The sequence below is a fragment of the Dactylosporangium sp. NPDC006015 genome, assembly GCF_040614215.1.
Lineage (GTDB): Bacteria > Actinomycetota > Actinomycetes > Mycobacteriales > Micromonosporaceae > Dactylosporangium > Dactylosporangium maewongense.
Genome location: NZ_JBEXUD010000073.1, coordinates 12,940 through 28,703, shown reverse-complemented (window position 1 = coordinate 28,703; position 15,764 = coordinate 12,940). Strand labels below are relative to the sequence as shown.

Annotated in this window: 9 protein-coding genes and 4 pseudogenes; 2 read left to right on the top strand and 11 right to left on the bottom strand. The window is 65.7% G+C overall.

What is annotated here, in order from left to right; all coding sequences use genetic code 11:
* Together ABZ321_RS55165 and ABZ321_RS55160 are read left to right on the top strand one after the other, a co-directional pair.
* A partial coding sequence (locus ABZ321_RS55165; protein WP_354904601.1) for a WD40 repeat domain-containing protein occupies positions 1-551 on the top strand: 551 nt, incomplete at its 5' end.
* Positions 548-2,911, top strand: coding sequence for a WD40 repeat domain-containing protein (locus ABZ321_RS55160; protein ID WP_354904598.1), 2,364 nt, complete (start codon positions 548-550; stop codon positions 2,909-2,911). The genes ABZ321_RS55165 and ABZ321_RS55160, both read left to right, overlap by 4 nt.
* Before the next feature lie 356 nt (positions 2,912-3,267).
* Here ABZ321_RS55160 and ABZ321_RS55155 read toward each other — a convergent pair whose 3' ends face one another.
* The 11 genes and pseudogenes from ABZ321_RS55155 to ABZ321_RS55105 all read right to left on the bottom strand — a co-directional run bounded on the left by ABZ321_RS55155 (position 3,268) and on the right by ABZ321_RS55105 (position 15,522).
* Positions 3,268-5,652: a WD40 repeat domain-containing protein gene (locus tag ABZ321_RS55155; protein ID WP_354904596.1), complete on the bottom strand. Its 2,385-nt coding sequence runs from the start codon at positions 5,650-5,652 to the stop codon at positions 3,268-3,270.
* Positions 5,653-5,904: 252 nt separating this feature from the next.
* Positions 5,905-6,219: a hypothetical protein gene (locus ABZ321_RS55150; protein WP_354904593.1), complete on the bottom strand. Its 315-nt coding sequence runs from the start codon at positions 6,217-6,219 to the stop codon at positions 5,905-5,907.
* Between the two features lie 816 nt (positions 6,220-7,035).
* A complete protein-coding gene (locus ABZ321_RS55145) occupies positions 7,036-8,349 on the bottom strand; it encodes a DUF3883 domain-containing protein (protein ID WP_354904590.1) in 1,314 nt (437 codons plus the stop codon).
* Between the two features lie 137 nt (positions 8,350-8,486).
* Positions 8,487-11,729 (bottom strand): restriction endonuclease, encoded by a 3,243-nt coding sequence (locus tag ABZ321_RS55140; protein WP_354904588.1) that lies wholly within the window; start codon positions 11,727-11,729, stop codon positions 8,487-8,489.
* Between the two features lie 88 nt (positions 11,730-11,817).
* A pseudogene (locus ABZ321_RS55135) lies at positions 11,818-11,994 on the bottom strand (cold shock domain-containing protein); the annotation flags it as partial.
* Between the two features lie 87 nt (positions 11,995-12,081).
* Positions 12,082-12,306: pseudogene (locus tag ABZ321_RS55130) on the bottom strand (cold shock domain-containing protein); the annotation flags it as partial.
* 18 nt (positions 12,307-12,324) lie between these two features.
* Positions 12,325-12,513 (bottom strand): annotated as a pseudogene (locus ABZ321_RS55125) (cold shock domain-containing protein); the annotation flags it as partial.
* Between the two features lie 36 nt (positions 12,514-12,549).
* A pseudogene (locus ABZ321_RS55120) lies at positions 12,550-12,747 on the bottom strand (cold shock domain-containing protein); the annotation flags it as partial.
* A gap of 495 nt (positions 12,748-13,242) precedes the next feature.
* Positions 13,243-13,527: a hypothetical protein gene (locus tag ABZ321_RS55115; RefSeq protein ID WP_354904585.1), complete on the bottom strand. Its 285-nt coding sequence runs from the start codon at positions 13,525-13,527 to the stop codon at positions 13,243-13,245.
* Positions 13,528-13,648: 121 nt separating this feature from the next.
* On the bottom strand, positions 13,649-14,632 hold the full coding sequence (locus ABZ321_RS55110; RefSeq protein ID WP_354904582.1) for a response regulator: 984 nt from the start codon (positions 14,630-14,632) through the stop codon (positions 13,649-13,651).
* Complete coding sequence (locus tag ABZ321_RS55105) at positions 14,629-15,522, bottom strand: hypothetical protein (RefSeq protein ID WP_354904579.1); 894 nt, start codon at positions 15,520-15,522, stop codon at positions 14,629-14,631. The genes ABZ321_RS55110 and ABZ321_RS55105 overlap by 4 nt, the downstream gene beginning before the upstream one ends.
* Positions 15,523-15,764: the final 242 nt, after the last annotated feature.

Here is a 15,764-nt window from a genome sequence, read left to right as displayed (position 1 = left end):
GTTCCCCGCTGACCGGCCACAGGGGTGTCGTGCGGGCGGTGGCAGCGGTGGTGCTACCCGATGGGCGTCCGATCGCGGTCACCGGCGGCCACGACGGCACGGTCCGACGGTGGGATCTGGGCACCTGTACACAGCTGGGTTCCCCGCTGACCGGCCACAGGGGTGTCGTGCGGGCGGTGGCAGCGGTGGTGCTACCCGATGGGCGTCCGATCGCGGTCACCGGCGGCCACGACGACACGGTGCGGGTGTGGGGCCTGAGCACCGGCACGCCAGCCGGTGAGCCACTGACCGGCCACACCAGCGGCGTGGCGGCGGTGGCGGCGGTAGTGCTGCCCGACGGACGCCCGATCGCGGTCACCGGCGACCGCGGCGGCGTGGTGCGGGTGTGGGACCTGCACACAGGCACGCCGGTGGGTGCGCCATTGGCGGGTGTGTCAGCTCGGGCCTTGGCCGTGCATCTGGGGCACCGCCCCCTGGTCGTCCTCGCCGGTGACGGCCTCACGCTCGCCGAGTTGCACATTGAGCCGGCCAGCGGCGCGACGGCACCATGACCGATCGCACCCCTGACACAGCAGCGCAACTGCGCGACGTCGAGGCCCGCATCGCCCGGGAGCTGTCCCGTCTTGCCGACGTCCCCGCCACCCTTGCGTGTAACCAGGCACCGCCGCCGTACGTCCGACGCCACCTCGCCGAACACGCTGTCGCCGGGGACGTCCTCACCGCCCGGACGATCCCCGACGCGTTCCTGCCCTACCTCGATCCCGCCCGCCTCCGCGCCGCCGCACAAACAGCACCCAACTACGCTGCCCACCCGCTTCTACCTGCCATCCGGCAAGTCACTCACTTGTGGCAATGGCGCAAACCCGCCGCGAATGCCGCCGCACTCAGCCTCTACAGCGCACTGAACAACCAACCGCGTCCGCAATCCATCGGCGGCAACTGGCGCATTCGCTGGGCCGCCCGCAGCGTCAGCCCCCATGAGGTGCTTGCCCGCGGAATCAACGTAACCACCGTCGCAACCTCAGTGCTGCAAAATGGACATCCGGTAGTGGTCGTCGGCGTTGACGGCGATGTGCTGCTCTGGGATCTCAGCACCGGGACGGCGGTGGGTGATCCGTTGACCGGCCACGAGGCTGGTGTCGCGGTGGTGACGACGGCGGTGTTGGCCGACGGCCGCGCGGTTGCGGTGTCCGGCGGCTACAACGGCACGGTGCGGGTATGGGATCTGAGCACCGGTACGGCGGTGGGTGATCCACTGACCGGTCACGACAGCATCGTGACGGCCGTGGCGACGGCCGTGGTAGCCGACGGCAGCGCGGTCGCGGTCACCGGCGACTTTGACGGCACGGTGCGATTGTGGGATCTGAGCACATGCACAGCCGTGGGTCAACCGTTGACCATCCTAGACATTGGCGTTAGGGCGGTGGCGACGGGCGTGCTGCGGAACGGCCACCTGATCGCGGTCATCGTTGGCTACGACCGCACAGTGCGGGTGTGGGATCTGAGCACCGGTACGGCAATGGGTGGACCGTTGACCGGCCATGACGGCGTCGTCTGGGCCGCGACAACAGCGGTGCTGCCCAACGGCCAGTTGGTCGCGGTCACCGTCGGCAGCGATGGCACGGTGCGGGTGTGGGATTTGAGCACGTGCACGCCAGTGGGCGACCCGTTGGTCGGCCACCAGGGCAGCGTAACCGCAGTGGCGACGGCGGTACTGCCCGACGGACAGTCCGTCGCGGTGACCGGGGGGTACGACGACACGGTGCGGGTATGGGATTTGAGCACCCAGATGGCGGTGGGTGATCCGTTGACCGGCCACGCTGGCGGCATGTGGGCGATAGCGACGATGACGCTGCCCGACGGGCGGCCAGTTGCGGTCACCGCTGGATACGACAAGACGGTGCGGGTATGGGATTTGAGTACCGGTGCAGTGGCTGATCCGCTGGCCGGCCACGCTGGCAGCGTGACGGCGGCAGCGACAGGGGTGCTGCCTGACGGGCGTCCAGTAGCGGTCACTGGCGGGTACGACGGCGTGGTGCGGGTGTGGGATTTGAGCTCTGGCACGCTGGTGGGCGAGCCGCTGAACGGACACGCTGGCAGCGTGAGGGCAGTGGCGATGGCGGTGCTGCCTGACGGGCGTCCAGTAGCGGTCACTGGCGGGTACGACGGCGTGGTGCGGGTGTGGGATTTGAGCACTGGCACGCCGGTAGGCGAGCCGCTGAACGGACACGCTGGCAGCGTGACGGCGGTAGCGATGGCGGTGCTGCCTGACGGGCGTCCAGTAGCGGTCACCGGCAGCTACGACGGCACGGTGCGGGTGTGGAATCTGAGTACCGGTACGGCTGCGAGTGGACCGTTGACCGGTCATGACGGCGTCGTCTGGGCAGTAGCGACAGCGGTGCTGCCCGACGGCCAGTTGGGCGCGGTTACCGTCGGGCGCGATGGAACGACCCGTGTGTGGGATCTGAGCACCGGTACCGCCGTGGACGAGCCACTGACCCGCCAATCCCCTGGCATGACGGCGGTGACGACGGTGGTACTGCCTGACGGGCGCCCCATCGCGGTCACCGGCGACTATGACGGCACAGTTCAAGTATGGGACCTGAGCACAGGCACACCGGTAGGTTCGCCGCTGACCGGCCACAACGGCCCTGTGCGGGCGGTGGCGGTGCTGCGTGGCGAACGCGCCGTCGCCATCACCGGCGGTGACGACGGCACGATCCGGGTGTGGGACCTGAGTACCGGAACTGCGATGGGTGAGCCGCTGACGGGTTGGTCAGTGACGGCTATGGCCATACACCAGGGGGACCGACCTCTGGTGGTCCTTGCCGGTGACGGGGTTGCTGTTGCGGAGTTGCACATTGATCCGGCCGCTGGCGGGCAGGTGCGGCATCTGGCCCGCGGGGGATAAGGCGGAAGGTTGCGCGATGCGCCGGCCGTTCGTGGCCCGCGATCCGGAGCGGGCCGTCGTCGAACGTACGCGCGCCGGCGCGGAAACCGGGCGGTGCGCTGCTGATCGGGCCGGCCGGTATCGGCAAGAACAGGCTCGCCGATGAGGATGTCACGGCCGCCGGACAGCACGGCACGAGAGTGCTGCGGCTGCGCGCGTCGGAGGCCGGGCGGGACCTGCCGCTCGGCGCGCTCGATCCGCTGCTGCCTGCTTACTCCGTCGACTAACGTCGGCGCCCAGTCCCGCAACAACAGGTGCCGTTCCAGCCGATGTTTGGCCACCCCGTGCACCCCAACCAGCTCACCATGCGTCACTTTTCAAACTCGGCTCTGTAAGGCGAAGACGTTCAACCGCACACAAGCAACTCCAACACCCGCAAACACAAACCACGGACCGGATAGGCCGTCAGCTACACCTATGCCGCTTACGGCATCGGGCAATTCCAGCGGGTGTGTTAACGGTGCATGTGTCACGAGGTCCCACATCCGCACCGTGCCGTCGCTGCTGCTCGTGACCGCGACCGGGCGTCCGTCGGGTAGCACCGCCGTCGCTACCGCAAATACGCCGCCGGTGTGGCCGGTGAACGGTTCATCTACCGCCGTGCCGGTGTCCAGGTCCCACATCCGCACTGCGCCCTCAGTGTCGCCGGTGACCGCGATCGGGCGTCCGTCCGGCAGCACTGCCGTCGCCACTGCCGACACGCCAGGGTGGCCGATCAATGGTTCGCCTACCGCCGCCGTGGTGGTCAGGTCCCATATCCGTACTGTGCCGTCACTGTCGCCAGTGACCGCGACCAGGCGGCCGTCCGACAGTACCGCCGTCGCCACCGCGAGCACGCCGCCGGTGTGCCCGGTGAACGGTTCGCCTACCGCTGTGCCGGTGTCCAGGTCCCATACTCGTACTGTGCCGTCGCTGTCGCCGGTGACCGCGACCGGGCGACCATCGGACAGCATGGCCGTCGCTACCGTAAGTACGCCGCCGGTGTGGCCGGTGAACGGTTCGCCTACCGCTGTGCCGGTGTCCAGGTCCCATACTCGTACTGTGCCGTCGCTGCCGCCGGTGACCGCGACCGAGCGTCCGTCCGACAGTACCGCCGCCGCTACCGCAAACACGCTAAGAGTGTGGCCGGTGAACGGTTCGCCTACCGCTGTGCCGGTGTCCAGGTCCCATACTCGTACGCTGCCGTCGCTGCCGCCGGTGACCGCGATCGAGCGTCCGTCCGACAGTACCGTCGTCACCGTTGCATGCACGTGGCCGGTGTGGCCGTTGAATGGTTCACCGACCGCCGCGGTGGTGGTCAGGTCCCATACCCGGACCTCGCCGTCACTGCTGCCGCTTACCGCGACCGGGCGACCATCGGATAGCACCGCCGCCGCTACCGCCCACACGCCGCGGGTGTGCCCGGTGAACGGTTCACCCACCGGCACGCCGGTGCGCATGTTCCACACCCGAACTGTTCTGTCGAAGCCGCCGGTGACCGCGATCAGACGTCCGTCGGGCAGTACCACCGTCGCGACCGCCCCAACGTCACCGGTGTGGCCGGTGAACGGTTCACCCACCGCCGTGCTGGCAGTTAGGTCCCACATCCGCACCGCACCGTCCTCGCAGCCGGTGACCGCGGCCAGGCGCCCGTTCGGCAGCACTACTGCTGCCACCGCCCACACGCCGCCGGTGTGGCCAGTCAACGGTTCACCCACCGCAAGGCCGGTGACCAGGTCCCACACCCGCACTGTGCCGTCGCTGCTGCCGGTGACGACAACTGTGCGTCCATCGGGCAGGACCACCGCCGCCAATGCCGACACGCCGCCCGTACCGCCGGTCAACGGTTCACCCACCGCCGTGCCAGCAACCAGGTCCCATACCCGAACTATGCCGTCAAAGCCGCCGATCACCGCGACTAGGCGCCCGTCCGGCAGCACCGCCGTCGCCGCTGCAAGCACGCCACCGGTGTGGCCGGTGAACGGCTTACCTACCGCCGTGCCAGCAACCAGGTCCCATACCCGCACTGTGCCGTCACTATCGCCGGTGACCGCGACCGGGCGTCCGTCGGGCCGCACCACCGCCGCCACCGCACCGACGCGTCCGGTATGACCGGTCAACGCTACACTTGCCGCCGCGCCGGTGGTCAAGTCCCACACCCGCACCGTGCCGTCGTAGCCGCCGGTCACCGCGACCAGCCGCCCGTTCAGCATTAACGCCGATAGCGCCGACACACCGCCGGGGCACCGAGTCAAGATTTCACCGAACTGGCGAGGTCGACGGGCCCAGCGCGTCAACCACACCATGGTCGACGACGACTTGGTGGTGCCGCTGATTGGCTCGGACCATCCGGGCACATATGCCGCCAGCGAGAATGCCAGCGAATCGAGGTTGGCTGTCGGGGAGTTCCATCGCCACGCGTGTGCGGTCTGTCGCCAGGCCTGCCACAACTGCGCCCCGGCCGATGTACGCAGTGTTGGGGCCAGACCGCGCAGCCTCGGGGCATCCACGTACGGTAGGAAATGCAGTGTCAGGATCCGCTCGTCGAGGACGCCGCCCGCTGCAGCATGTTCCACGAGGTGCCGCCGGACATAGGCCGGCGGCACCACCGCATGCGTCTCTGATCGTCTGCTGAGAAGTTGGGCCAGCGCATCGGTGATGCGTACCTGCACTTCGACGATCGGGTGGGCGTACTGACCATGGATTGTGCCGGAGTGGACCATGTCCAGGAAGAATCCTTCCTCGGCCGTAGGTGCTGCTCGCAACAACCCTTCACCATGGTGGTGACAGTCGGCAAGCTTCGATCGGCTACGTGGGGCGAGCTTGTCTCGGGCCGAGCTCATCGTGCGGAAAGGCCTCAACCTCGCCGTGCCAGCCCTCTTGCTGGGCCCGGGAGACCGTCAACGCGGCTGCACGAGGTCCCGATCAGTCGATGTTTCCTGAGCATGACCCCCAACCCGACCGATCCAGATACGTCACGGGTAGCCCGCGGCGAGGCGCGCCGACGTCATCCTGACCGGACGCGACCCGGATCGCCTGGCACCGGCGGCGACCGAGCTCGACGTAGTGCACACCGCCGCCTTCAACGCGACCGACCCCGCCTCCTCGAACGGTGCTTCCGGGACCTGCCCCGCACCGTCGACCACATGATGGTTACCGCCGGCCGGCCCTGCTACGGCCGCCTTGCCGACGTGGACATCGAGGAGGCGCGCCGCTCCACGGATGAACAGTGGGTCGTTGGACCGTTTGAACGTGCGAGGGCATTTGTTGCCAATGAGCGGCTCGGTCATGATCCAGGAACGTTGATGCGCTATTACGCCCGGGGTCAACGCGGCGCGCTGTCGGCAAGCCGCCGACCACATCGTCGACCTGGTCGCACCCGAGGAGGCCGTCCAGTTCCTCGACACGGCGGGCGACCTCCTGACGGCCGGTGCCGAGCACTTGTCGCCCGTCAGGACAATTCATTCGGCGTCGCGGGCGGCCGGGTTGAGAGCCGGTATGGACGCAGCATCACGAACGGTACTTGATTGGAGTGCGCTAACAACGGGCTCACAATGGAGATCAACTCCAGGCGGACACGGAAGTATGACGCAACACCGGCCAGCACGCAGCCGTGTTAATATGGGCAGGTCACTTGGATGTGAGAACACCGGCCGATACGAGCCGACACTCCACAGTGGAACCGGTCCGATGCCCCCCTGGGGGTCAAGGGGTCGTGGGTTCGAATCACGCCGTCCCGACTTTGCGAAAGGCCAGCTCAGCTGGCCTTTTTTGTTGACCGCGGTCAATGTATCGGTCGCGTCATGACACTAGATTTTGCACGTACGCGCGTACTGTTTCGGCAAAATTGCTGCTGGGCGGCCTGTTGATCTCGCTCGGACCCGTTAGCGCACGGGTCTGCGCCGTCCAGTTCAGGTGCCGTGATGATCGGATGAAATTCAGTCTGAGCAGGACTTTTGTGGTGCGCACCTATCGACGCTCGTCTGGGGAGCGGCCCCTTAACCGTTGCGGGTCGTCCAAAGTCCACTGTGGATGGTCATGACACATCTGTGACACGTACGCCCGTACGGTGATCTCCCGCGAACGAGCGTGACGTTCGTACTGGGTTAGCCCGCGAGGTCTGTGTCACTCGTGTCGGTGGTCGTCGGTGGCGTGTAGTCGAAGTTGCGTGGTGTGAGGGTCCCGTTGTCTGGGTTCCACTCGAGTATGCGGAAGTTTCCGGCGGCTAGTTCGACTTCGCCGTCCGGCAGGAAGGTGACGTCGGACAGGATGCCGAGGATGCAGTCGCCGGGGTGTTCTCGGGCCCATTGCACCTCTCCGTGGGTGACGATGACGGCTGTGCCGTTGGTTTCGGTGCCTTTCGCTTCGAGCCAGAGGGTGCGGCCATCTTTGGTGGCTGTGGCGTCGTAGGGGTTGCCGTGTCGGACGTCTTTGACGTCCCAGCCGAGATCGCGGTAGTAGGTCATCAGCCGGTCCTGGGCGGCGTCTTCGACCTTGCGGCGGCGGACGGGGTCCATCTGCCAGCCTTGGCGTGATGCGCCGCGCTGGGGGAGTGGTTGCGGCTGGCCGAGGTGCTGCGCCCAGAGCGTCTCGAGTTTGGTCGCGGCAGCCGGCGGCAGTATCCAACCGCTGGCCTGGGGCGCCCAACCACCACCTTCCGGTATCGCCGCGATCAGATGCGGGTGGGGTAGCCCTTCGTCTGGCAGCAGGAGCGTGTCCCAGTCGATCAGGACGTAGTTGGCGTCGTTGCCGGCGCGTTCGTCGTCCCACTGCTCGTCTGGGAAGATCCGGCTGGCGGCGGTACCGCTGCCGACGATGCCGCGTGGCTCCATGCCCTGGCGGAGGAAGAAGATCCGGTCGCCCGGTTCGATGTCGGACTTCCGGTTACCGGTGGACCATCGGCCGCGCAGCACCCGGCCGGCGCCGACGGTTTCGACGTTGCTGGGGTATACCTCCTCGGCCCAGTTGTCGGGGTTCCACCTCTTGGGGTTCCACGTCGCGATCATCGTGGCTGGGTTCCGTGGCTGGAGAACGGCTCGCTGTGCTGCCGGCATCGAGTCGAGCGTTGCGGTGTCGAAGTAGCCCACCGGGTTGCGGTGCCGGGGCGCGGGCGTGCCTTTCAGCGCGTCGTGGACTGGGTCACCCGGGCGTAGTACATGTCCGGTCAGTGCCCATTTCGTCACGCCGCCAACGTCGTGGCGGGTGCGGCCGTCGATCTCCGCAACGACCTGCACCCGGCCGTCGTACGACAGCGTGGCGAATCGTTCGCGATCAACCTTGTCCCCGAGCTTCCACACACCGCGATTGATCTCCCACATCTCATCGTCGGTGGCAGTCGCATCCCACCCCACCCACCTCCGACCGAGCGGGTCACCTGCCGACACATCACGCGCCTCGGTCAACACAAAGTTCACAGCCACCCGAGCATCCTGTCGCTCTCGCCGACTGGTTGCCATCGACCCTTCCGTCGGCTGGTGTGTCGACAAGGACGGCTATTGGCGCTCGATGGGCATGCTCGATCGCGGCAGGAGTTGCGCAGTGTGGCAAGTGCGTACGGTCAGCGGCCTGTCGGGATCGGGCCACCAAATTCACGGCTTGCCGCCACGTTTGGTTGAGCAATCGTGCGGATGCTGTGGCGGGCGTCGGTTACAAGGATCTCGATGAGTTCTTGTAAACCGGCGGGGTTCTGGGCGTAGGCTCGTGCGGCTGCTTCGGCGAGGACCCGTCGGACTCGCGGCTCACGGTCTTTGGTGAGGCCGAGGGCGGTTTCTCGGTGGCGTTCTGGTTGTCGAACGCACATGTGTGCGCTGAGCTGCCGTACGTTCACGTGTCGATGCGCGGCGAGGAGGTTTGCGTTGAGTTCGGAGGTGACGGTTTCCATCGCCGCCAGGGCTAGGGCGGCATGTTGCACAAGGAAGTCGTCGTCGCTGCGGAGCGCAACCACTGCTTGGTCGCGGACCCATCGGCGGTCGTTGTCATCGCTTGCTGCGCAGCCGGCGAGTCGCAGGCCTTGTCCGCGCAGGGTTGCTGTCCCGAGCGAGGTCCGGATGAAGCTCAGGGGATGGGCCGGTCCGGTCACTTCGTCGTCGTAGGCGCTGCCGTCCTGGGCTCCGGTGACGAACTGCTTGCTGCGTTGGAAGGCGTTTGCTCTTGCCTCTGGCTCTGCGGTGATGACGAGGTTGGCCGCTGCGTCCAAGGCGTTCTGCCTGTTCATTGCCGCCTCGCGGATGTCCTCGGCGATATTGAGGAGTTTCGCCAGGCATGCTGTTCGATCTGGCTGCTCAAGGAGCCCGGCGAGGTAGGCGTCGGTAATGATCATCGAGCCGAATGTGGTGTGCCCAGGGTTGGGGTCTGGGCGCGTCAGGATGCGGTCACGTGCCAGGCGTGCTGCTTGCTGGGCGGCGGGGCAGTCGGGCGCCAGTTCGTGGCGAAGTATATGAACGATTGGCAGCTGGCCTTCGGCGAGTTGTAGCGCAGCAGTTCTGAGCACGCCGCGCTGCTGACTGGTGAGGATCGGGAGAATCGGGCCGCTGGAACCGGCGCTGCCCTTGATTAGATTCAGGGTCCGGTCGTCAATGGTGAGGTTGATGGCCTTCCTGACGCCGTGGCCAGCGAGGTCAAAGAGCCGCGTCAGCGCCGGAACTGCCAGACTCGGATGGGCGACAGCGATCTCAACGCAGGCGGCGGCGTGCGCGTCGTCGCTGTTCTTGAATCGGTTCGGTTCGCGTGGCACGTCTTGTGCGAGCAGTTCGAGCACGGCCGCCGCGTCCGCGGCGGTCGAGCGGTGGGCGATGGCGCAGGCGCCGTTCGTGGCCCGCTGGGTCAGCCCGTCACCGCCGTATCGGTCGATGAGTTCGCCGTCACGTCCGCGGACCGCGAGGTCAGTGAGTTCTGCGAGGAGTGCCGCAGCGGCATCGTCGGGCAGGAGGTCTGCTTGAGCGATGGCGAGCGCGATCCGCGCATGCGTGGTCCACCATGGCTCGTCTCGGTCGAGTCTGACCGGGATAAGACGGTCGCCGGCCTGTTCGGCAAGTGCTTCCAGATTCGTGGTGCTGCCGGACCTGGCGAGGAGTTCAGCGGCGAGCTCGATTTCGGTGTTGTCCCGGTAGAGGTCACCGAGGAAGCGCTCGGCCTCCAGTTCGTTGGCCCAGCTGCCGGTGATGAACGCATCGGTGAGCCATTGCCGTGCGTGCAGCACCGCCACGTTGGGATGCTTCTCTAGGACCGCGGCGCGTGCTTGCTCGCTGGGGTGCCGAGCGCGGTCGAGGAGGCGGTCCGAAGCCGTGTGCCGTAACGCTTGCGCGAGGTGGTGCTCATCTTCGGCTCCGCCGATGGGCAGTCCGAGTAAGGACTTAAGGGTCCGAACGGCGTACAACCAATCCGCAGCGTCTTCGGCCAGGCCGTCGTGGATGCCGTAGTACACGGCGTCGCGCCAATGCACGACCGCGTCGTCAAGCTGGCTTTCCTGCGCGCAACGACGGGCCTCACGCGCGCTGATCAGCGCCGTCAGGCGTCCGGAAACTTCATGTCTGCGAGCGACTCCTCGCAGGATGCGCCGCTCGTCCTGGTCGTATTCCGCGACGACGAGGCGCAGCCGAACACCGAACTCGCTCAGATTGTCGGCGCCAAGCCGCTGCACGGCGGAACGCAGCAATCCGTCAAGGTCGTGGAGTCGCTGAGGAAGGCAGGCCGCGACTCCTTCGGCAAGTATGAGCACCAGCTCTGCGTGGTACGGCACCGTCTCTGCGTCCGGGTCGGATAGTGCGTCGAGGAGATGATCGGGTCGGCCGAGCGGATCGCCGACGTACTCCACGGCCGTCGACACGAGTACCGCGTGCCGATGCGGCTCAACGGATTCAGAGTCAGTGTCGCTGGCTGTTTCGGCGACGATCTTGGTCAGCACATGATGCAAACGCCTGGCCTCATCGCGCTCGCCCCGGTGGATCGCGTCAACAGCCAAGCGGGCAGTCACCGCAGCAGCTTCCACCGGCCGGCCGGCATCCCGAAGCGCACCGGTCTGCCGGCCGCGCAGCACCGCTGCGTGCCCTCGATGCCGCGCAGCTTCCAACTGCTCCGCCAGTTCGCGGTAGAGCTCGGCGGACTCATCAGGTGCGGTATCTCGCTTACGGTCAGCTGTCTGCAATTTGAGCAGGACGTCTGGCGTCTTCAGAGGACCGACGAGGATGCGGTCGGCCTGCAGCTGGCGGTCCGGTGGGGGAGCGGGCACACCGGGCAGCGGCGCGGTGCAGAAGGTGGCTGCGGTCTCCCGGGTCCAGAAGCGGACGACCACGTCAGCATTGCGTCGCAGATGATCGTTGATCTGCTCGGCGCCCCATAGGTCGAGCGCCAGTTCGGGATGACTGCCCTGCAACGTAGACAATTCGTCGAATACCTGCGTCGCCTCGGTGTTTGCCGACGTCGCCACAATCAGGTGGGTCGCGTCGAACGGGCGGCGGCCGGACGTGAAGGCAGCGACGGCCCTCTGCAGGTCGGCCTTCGTGAAGGACTTGTAGTCCTTGCACTGCACCACCACGTAGGCGCCATCAGGATCTCTGCCGGCCAGATCGATGCCGTGCTGCTTCTGGCCAAGCCGCCCGTAGCGGCGGAACCGGACACCGCGCAGCCCAAGCACCCGCTGGACGAGGTCCAGCATGAGCTTCTCGAAACGATCCCAGCCGACATGCAGATCGAGGTCACCACCTGGCGGGCAGTTTCCCGGACCGCCAGGTGTCGGAGGCGTCCGCAAATTTGCGTCCGTCGCACAGAATGCCCACGGATCGATACCCGCTCGTGTCGCCATCGGACCAGTATGCTCAGCGGGTCCTACGCACCACGGCAGGCACGCGCCAACGCCCGAGTCGCGGCAGATGAGCATGTGTTCAGAGGTGTCAGAGGCGCTCCACGCGGTCGGCCTGCGGGCCCCGGTCGCTCTGACGCACCGTGTACCGGACCTGGTCGCCCTGCTGCAGTGGTTCCGACCCGGCGACCCCGGATACGTGGACGAACAGGTCGTCGCCTCCGGCGTCCGGGGTGATGAACCCGAACCCGCGGTCGCCGTCGTAACGTGCGACGACGCCGTGGCCCGCGCGTGCGGGCATGCCCCGTGACGGCGGCTTACTCCTGGCGGGTGGCGGCGCGGGCTCGGCGCCTCGGACCAGCTGCACGTCGCGGGCCTGCGGGCCCTTGTCGCTGCTGACCACCTCGTACGCCACGCGGTCGCCCTCTGTCAGCCAGGTGAGGCCCTCGGCCAGGGACCGGGCGTGGACGAAGACGTCCCCGGCGCCGGAGTCGGGGGCGATGAAGCCGAAGCCCTTGTCCTCGTCGTACCAGGAGACGGTTCCGTCCGCCCCGTCGGCACCGCCTGCCGTGGCGGACAGGCCGGCCCCAGGACCGAGCGGGATCACGTGCGCGGCCTGCGGGCCGCGCTCGCCCTCGACGACGACGAAGGCCACCCGCTGTCCGTCGCTGACCACGCCGCCGGTCACGATGGCCGAGCTGTGCACGAAGATGTCGGGGCCGCCGCCGTCTGGCGAGGCGAACCCGTACCCCTTGGTCGGCTCGTACCAGTTGACCGTGCCGAGCAGGCCCACGGCGCCGCCGGCGGCCTGCTCGGCGGTGACGCGGACGCGCAGCGCCTGGGGACCGCGGTCGTTCTCGCCGGCCTCGAACTCGACGGCCTGGCCCTCGCGGAGCACCTTCGGGCCGCCTTCACCCACGATCTCGGAGGCGTGCACGAACACGTCTGGCGAGCCGTCCTCAGGCGCGAGGAAGCCGAACCCCCGTTCGGCGTCGAACCAGCGGACGATCCCGTGCGGCATAGGAAAGCTCCAGGTCGTAAGAGCGGCATTGCTCTCAGTCTCGCTCACGGCGTCGTGCCTGGGACCACCGGGACCGGCCACGGTCAGTCGGTTGCAGGAGGTCGTAGGCGGCCAGGACGCGGGTGGCGGTCGCGAACGACTCCGACCGGCTCGTCGCGCCGGCCCGCCCGCCGCGCGGCCGCTCGACGTGGCCGACGATGAGTTCGACTCCGTGGCCGAGCGCGTCGTTGCCTGGTGGGCCCGCTCAGCGCCGACGGTGACCGGTCCAGACGCGCCGACACCGTGCCCGGCATGCGGCGCTGACCCGGACCAGTCCACCGACCCCCAGCACACGCTGCTCAGCATCTGCTACTGCGGTCATCCCCGCTCCTACGACTACAAGCACCAGGACGAGACCTGCCCCTGCCCCATCGGCGCAACGTGACCAGCCCTCGATAACCAACGGCGCATTGACAGCGGCATGTGCGGATGCCTGAGTGTGTTACACGACCCCGGTCAGGACCGCTGCCGCGGAGCACCCCGCTCCCACCAGTCGCCGGGCGGCTGCGCTCTGATGACCTCCGCGGCGATCTCCACCGGACCGTAGTTGCAGTACTTCCAGAGCTCCTTCGCCGCTCGCGAGTACTGGAACAGCACTCGGTCAACGTCGAAGGCGTCGAGTTCTCCGGCACGGTAGCGGTCGACAGCCTCACCCACGCAGGCAACAAGCTCGCCCAGAGCGGCCTCGTGGTACGCAGCCACCACCTCGCGCGCTGCCCGTCGCTCCGCCTTGTCAGACACGGACACGAGACTACCCAGCACCGCGGCGCAGGTGCTCTAACAGCCGAGACCGCGCGGATCGCGGCATGAGCGGTTGCAGCCGATCTTCAGTGGCCGCATAGCCACCTCAGAGTGATCAGCGCTACGCAGAAGCCGCCAACGGCAGCCGTCGCGTCCCGGTAAGGTGCTCTCTCACAGTCCTGTCACTTAGGTAGTCAACTTGCCGCAGCGCTACAGTCTCGGTAGGTAAACGCACTATTCCCGCCAGAGACTCCCGGGAGTCGCATTTTCCACAATGTGTCATGACGACAACTCGAAAGCGGCGGTAGACCGGCGCGTAATCAAATCTTCTCATTCGAACGTGAATCTCATTAGGATCGGATGGCTCCTGAGGAAGTCTAAAGGAATCCTCAAGTAGGTGAACAGCGGTTGTGGAGGTTGCGTAGGAGTCTCGTGTTCGTTCTAGTAGCGTAGAGGCGAGTTTTCCGGAGAGCTTTGCCGCCGAAACACCCACTTCGGCGGAAATTGATTCTGTGGACTCCCCTTCGAACGTCAGAGTGCGCGTGAAGGTCTCTTGCCGGCTGACCTTGCTCTCTTGACCGGCGTTTATGGACAGGAACTCGGTCCATTCGTTTGAGTCGACAAACGATCCATCCAAGAGGTCGAATGAGACAAGGGTGATCTCGCGTCGCGCGCCGAAAGGCCACCTCGAGCGATGGAACAGCGTGACTGGACGCGTACTCCTCGCCAGGTTAGATGTTGCTTCAATGTGGAGGCGAAGCACTAGGCCAGGAAGATCGTCGATATTTGCCTTGTGTAGTCTCTCTTTGTATCCGAGTCTCATTGCCATGCCAGCCGCCGCGGCATCGTCTTCCTGGGTCAGCATTAACGCAGCGCCATAGGGTACGAGGTGCTTCAAGTGCTGATAGAGTTCGGTACCCGACAGTCGTGGCATGCTCTGGTCGAGAACCAGCACGGTGAGCGGTGATGTCTCCGCTATCCTCGCCGCTTCCTCTGGATCATCGGTGGCAGCACAGTGGAGACCGGTCTTTGCCTCAATCATGTCCGCGAACGACCGAGCTTCATTACCTTGATCATCGACGACTAGGACCCGATAGCTGCTCATCGACCTTCCTTCGCTGGTAGGTTCACAACCATCTGTAGGCGCTCTTTTTCGCGCGCGAATGTTAAGGTCCCGCCCAGCGACTCGGTCAACCGCCGGCTTATGCCAATGCCCAATCCTTGATGGGGAGGGGGTTTTCCGCTTACCTCATCCGCCATGAAGTCGGTTGGCAGCCCGTCTGCAATTGCGTTCTCTATCACGATCCTCTCTGTCGTTGATGCCCGCGAGTGTGTCACCAGGACTGCCTTGTCGGTCGTGCCCTGGACTGCATTTTCGAGCAGAGGCAACAATGCAGTAAGGATCTGATAGTTCGAATATCCGGGCAGAGAATCGGGAACGCTGACCTCCACGACGACCTTGCGGTCAATGCGGGAATCGTAGAATTCGGCGGCCCGCTCAAAGGCGCTGGAAAGCTTTTCGCGACCGAGAAAGTTTGTTCCTTCATCTACTATGCCCAGGTGTCGATACGCCAAAAGGAATGCTTGGCAAAGGTCAACACCCGTCCGAATGCGGTTTAGCCTTCGCGTATTTTCGGCTCCCAATTGTGACAATTCGAGCAACTGGACTTCGGCTTTGATTCCGGCCAGCGGTGTGCCAAGAGCGTGCGAAATTTGTCGAATCAACTTAACTGAGTCAATTCCCCTATGTCGGTGGTCCTCCTTAGTGGACAACATCTCTGCAACCTTGCTCAATGTTTCTTCCGATATCCTATTCTGGGCAAATACGACCTGGCTGAGTTGCCGTCGCACCTCGTCTGCAAGCCGGTAAGCGTCTGAATCAAACCTGCGGGAATCCGAGAGTTGGATATCTTGAATGGATCCGAGCCGTTGAGTCAGGCCCACCATCAGCAAAGCGGCACCAATTGCAACCAGGATAAGGGGAAGGTGGCTCATCCTATGTCGACCCCGCGATCCAACGAACGAGAATTCCGCCAGAGGTCATTTGCATACTGGAGATAACTTTCCGCAAGCAAAGAAGATGTTCTCATTGATACGGCAATAAACAGTGACTTGCCGTGCGTGAGACCGGTTCCTACGCTGGCCAAGATCTGTCGAGAGTCGACTGCAACGAAGTTCGCTCGAAATGGGCCCGTGAAAGTCCTTACCTCAACACCGATCTCTCGCAGCTCTTGATG

What these genes read in the sequence shown, in the direction of transcription:
- ABZ321_RS55160 (WP_354904598.1), top strand. Translation starts at nt 548, where the DNA reads ATGACCGATCGCACCCCTGACACAGCAGCGCAACTGCGCGACGTCGAG.
- ABZ321_RS55155 (WP_354904596.1), bottom strand. Translation starts at nt 5,652, where the DNA reads ATGGTCCACTCCGGCACAATCCATGGTCAGTACGCCCACCCGATCGTC.
- ABZ321_RS55150 (WP_354904593.1), bottom strand. Translation starts at nt 6,219, where the DNA reads ATGACCGAGCCGCTCATTGGCAACAAATGCCCTCGCACGTTCAAACGG.
- ABZ321_RS55140 (WP_354904588.1), bottom strand. Translation starts at nt 11,729, where the DNA reads ATGGCGACACGAGCGGGTATCGATCCGTGGGCATTCTGTGCGACGGAC.
- ABZ321_RS55110 (WP_354904582.1), bottom strand. Translation starts at nt 14,632, where the DNA reads ATGAGCAGCTATCGGGTCCTAGTCGTCGATGATCAAGGTAATGAAGCT.
- ABZ321_RS55105 (WP_354904579.1), bottom strand. Translation starts at nt 15,522, where the DNA reads ATGAGCCACCTTCCCCTTATCCTGGTTGCAATTGGTGCCGCTTTGCTG.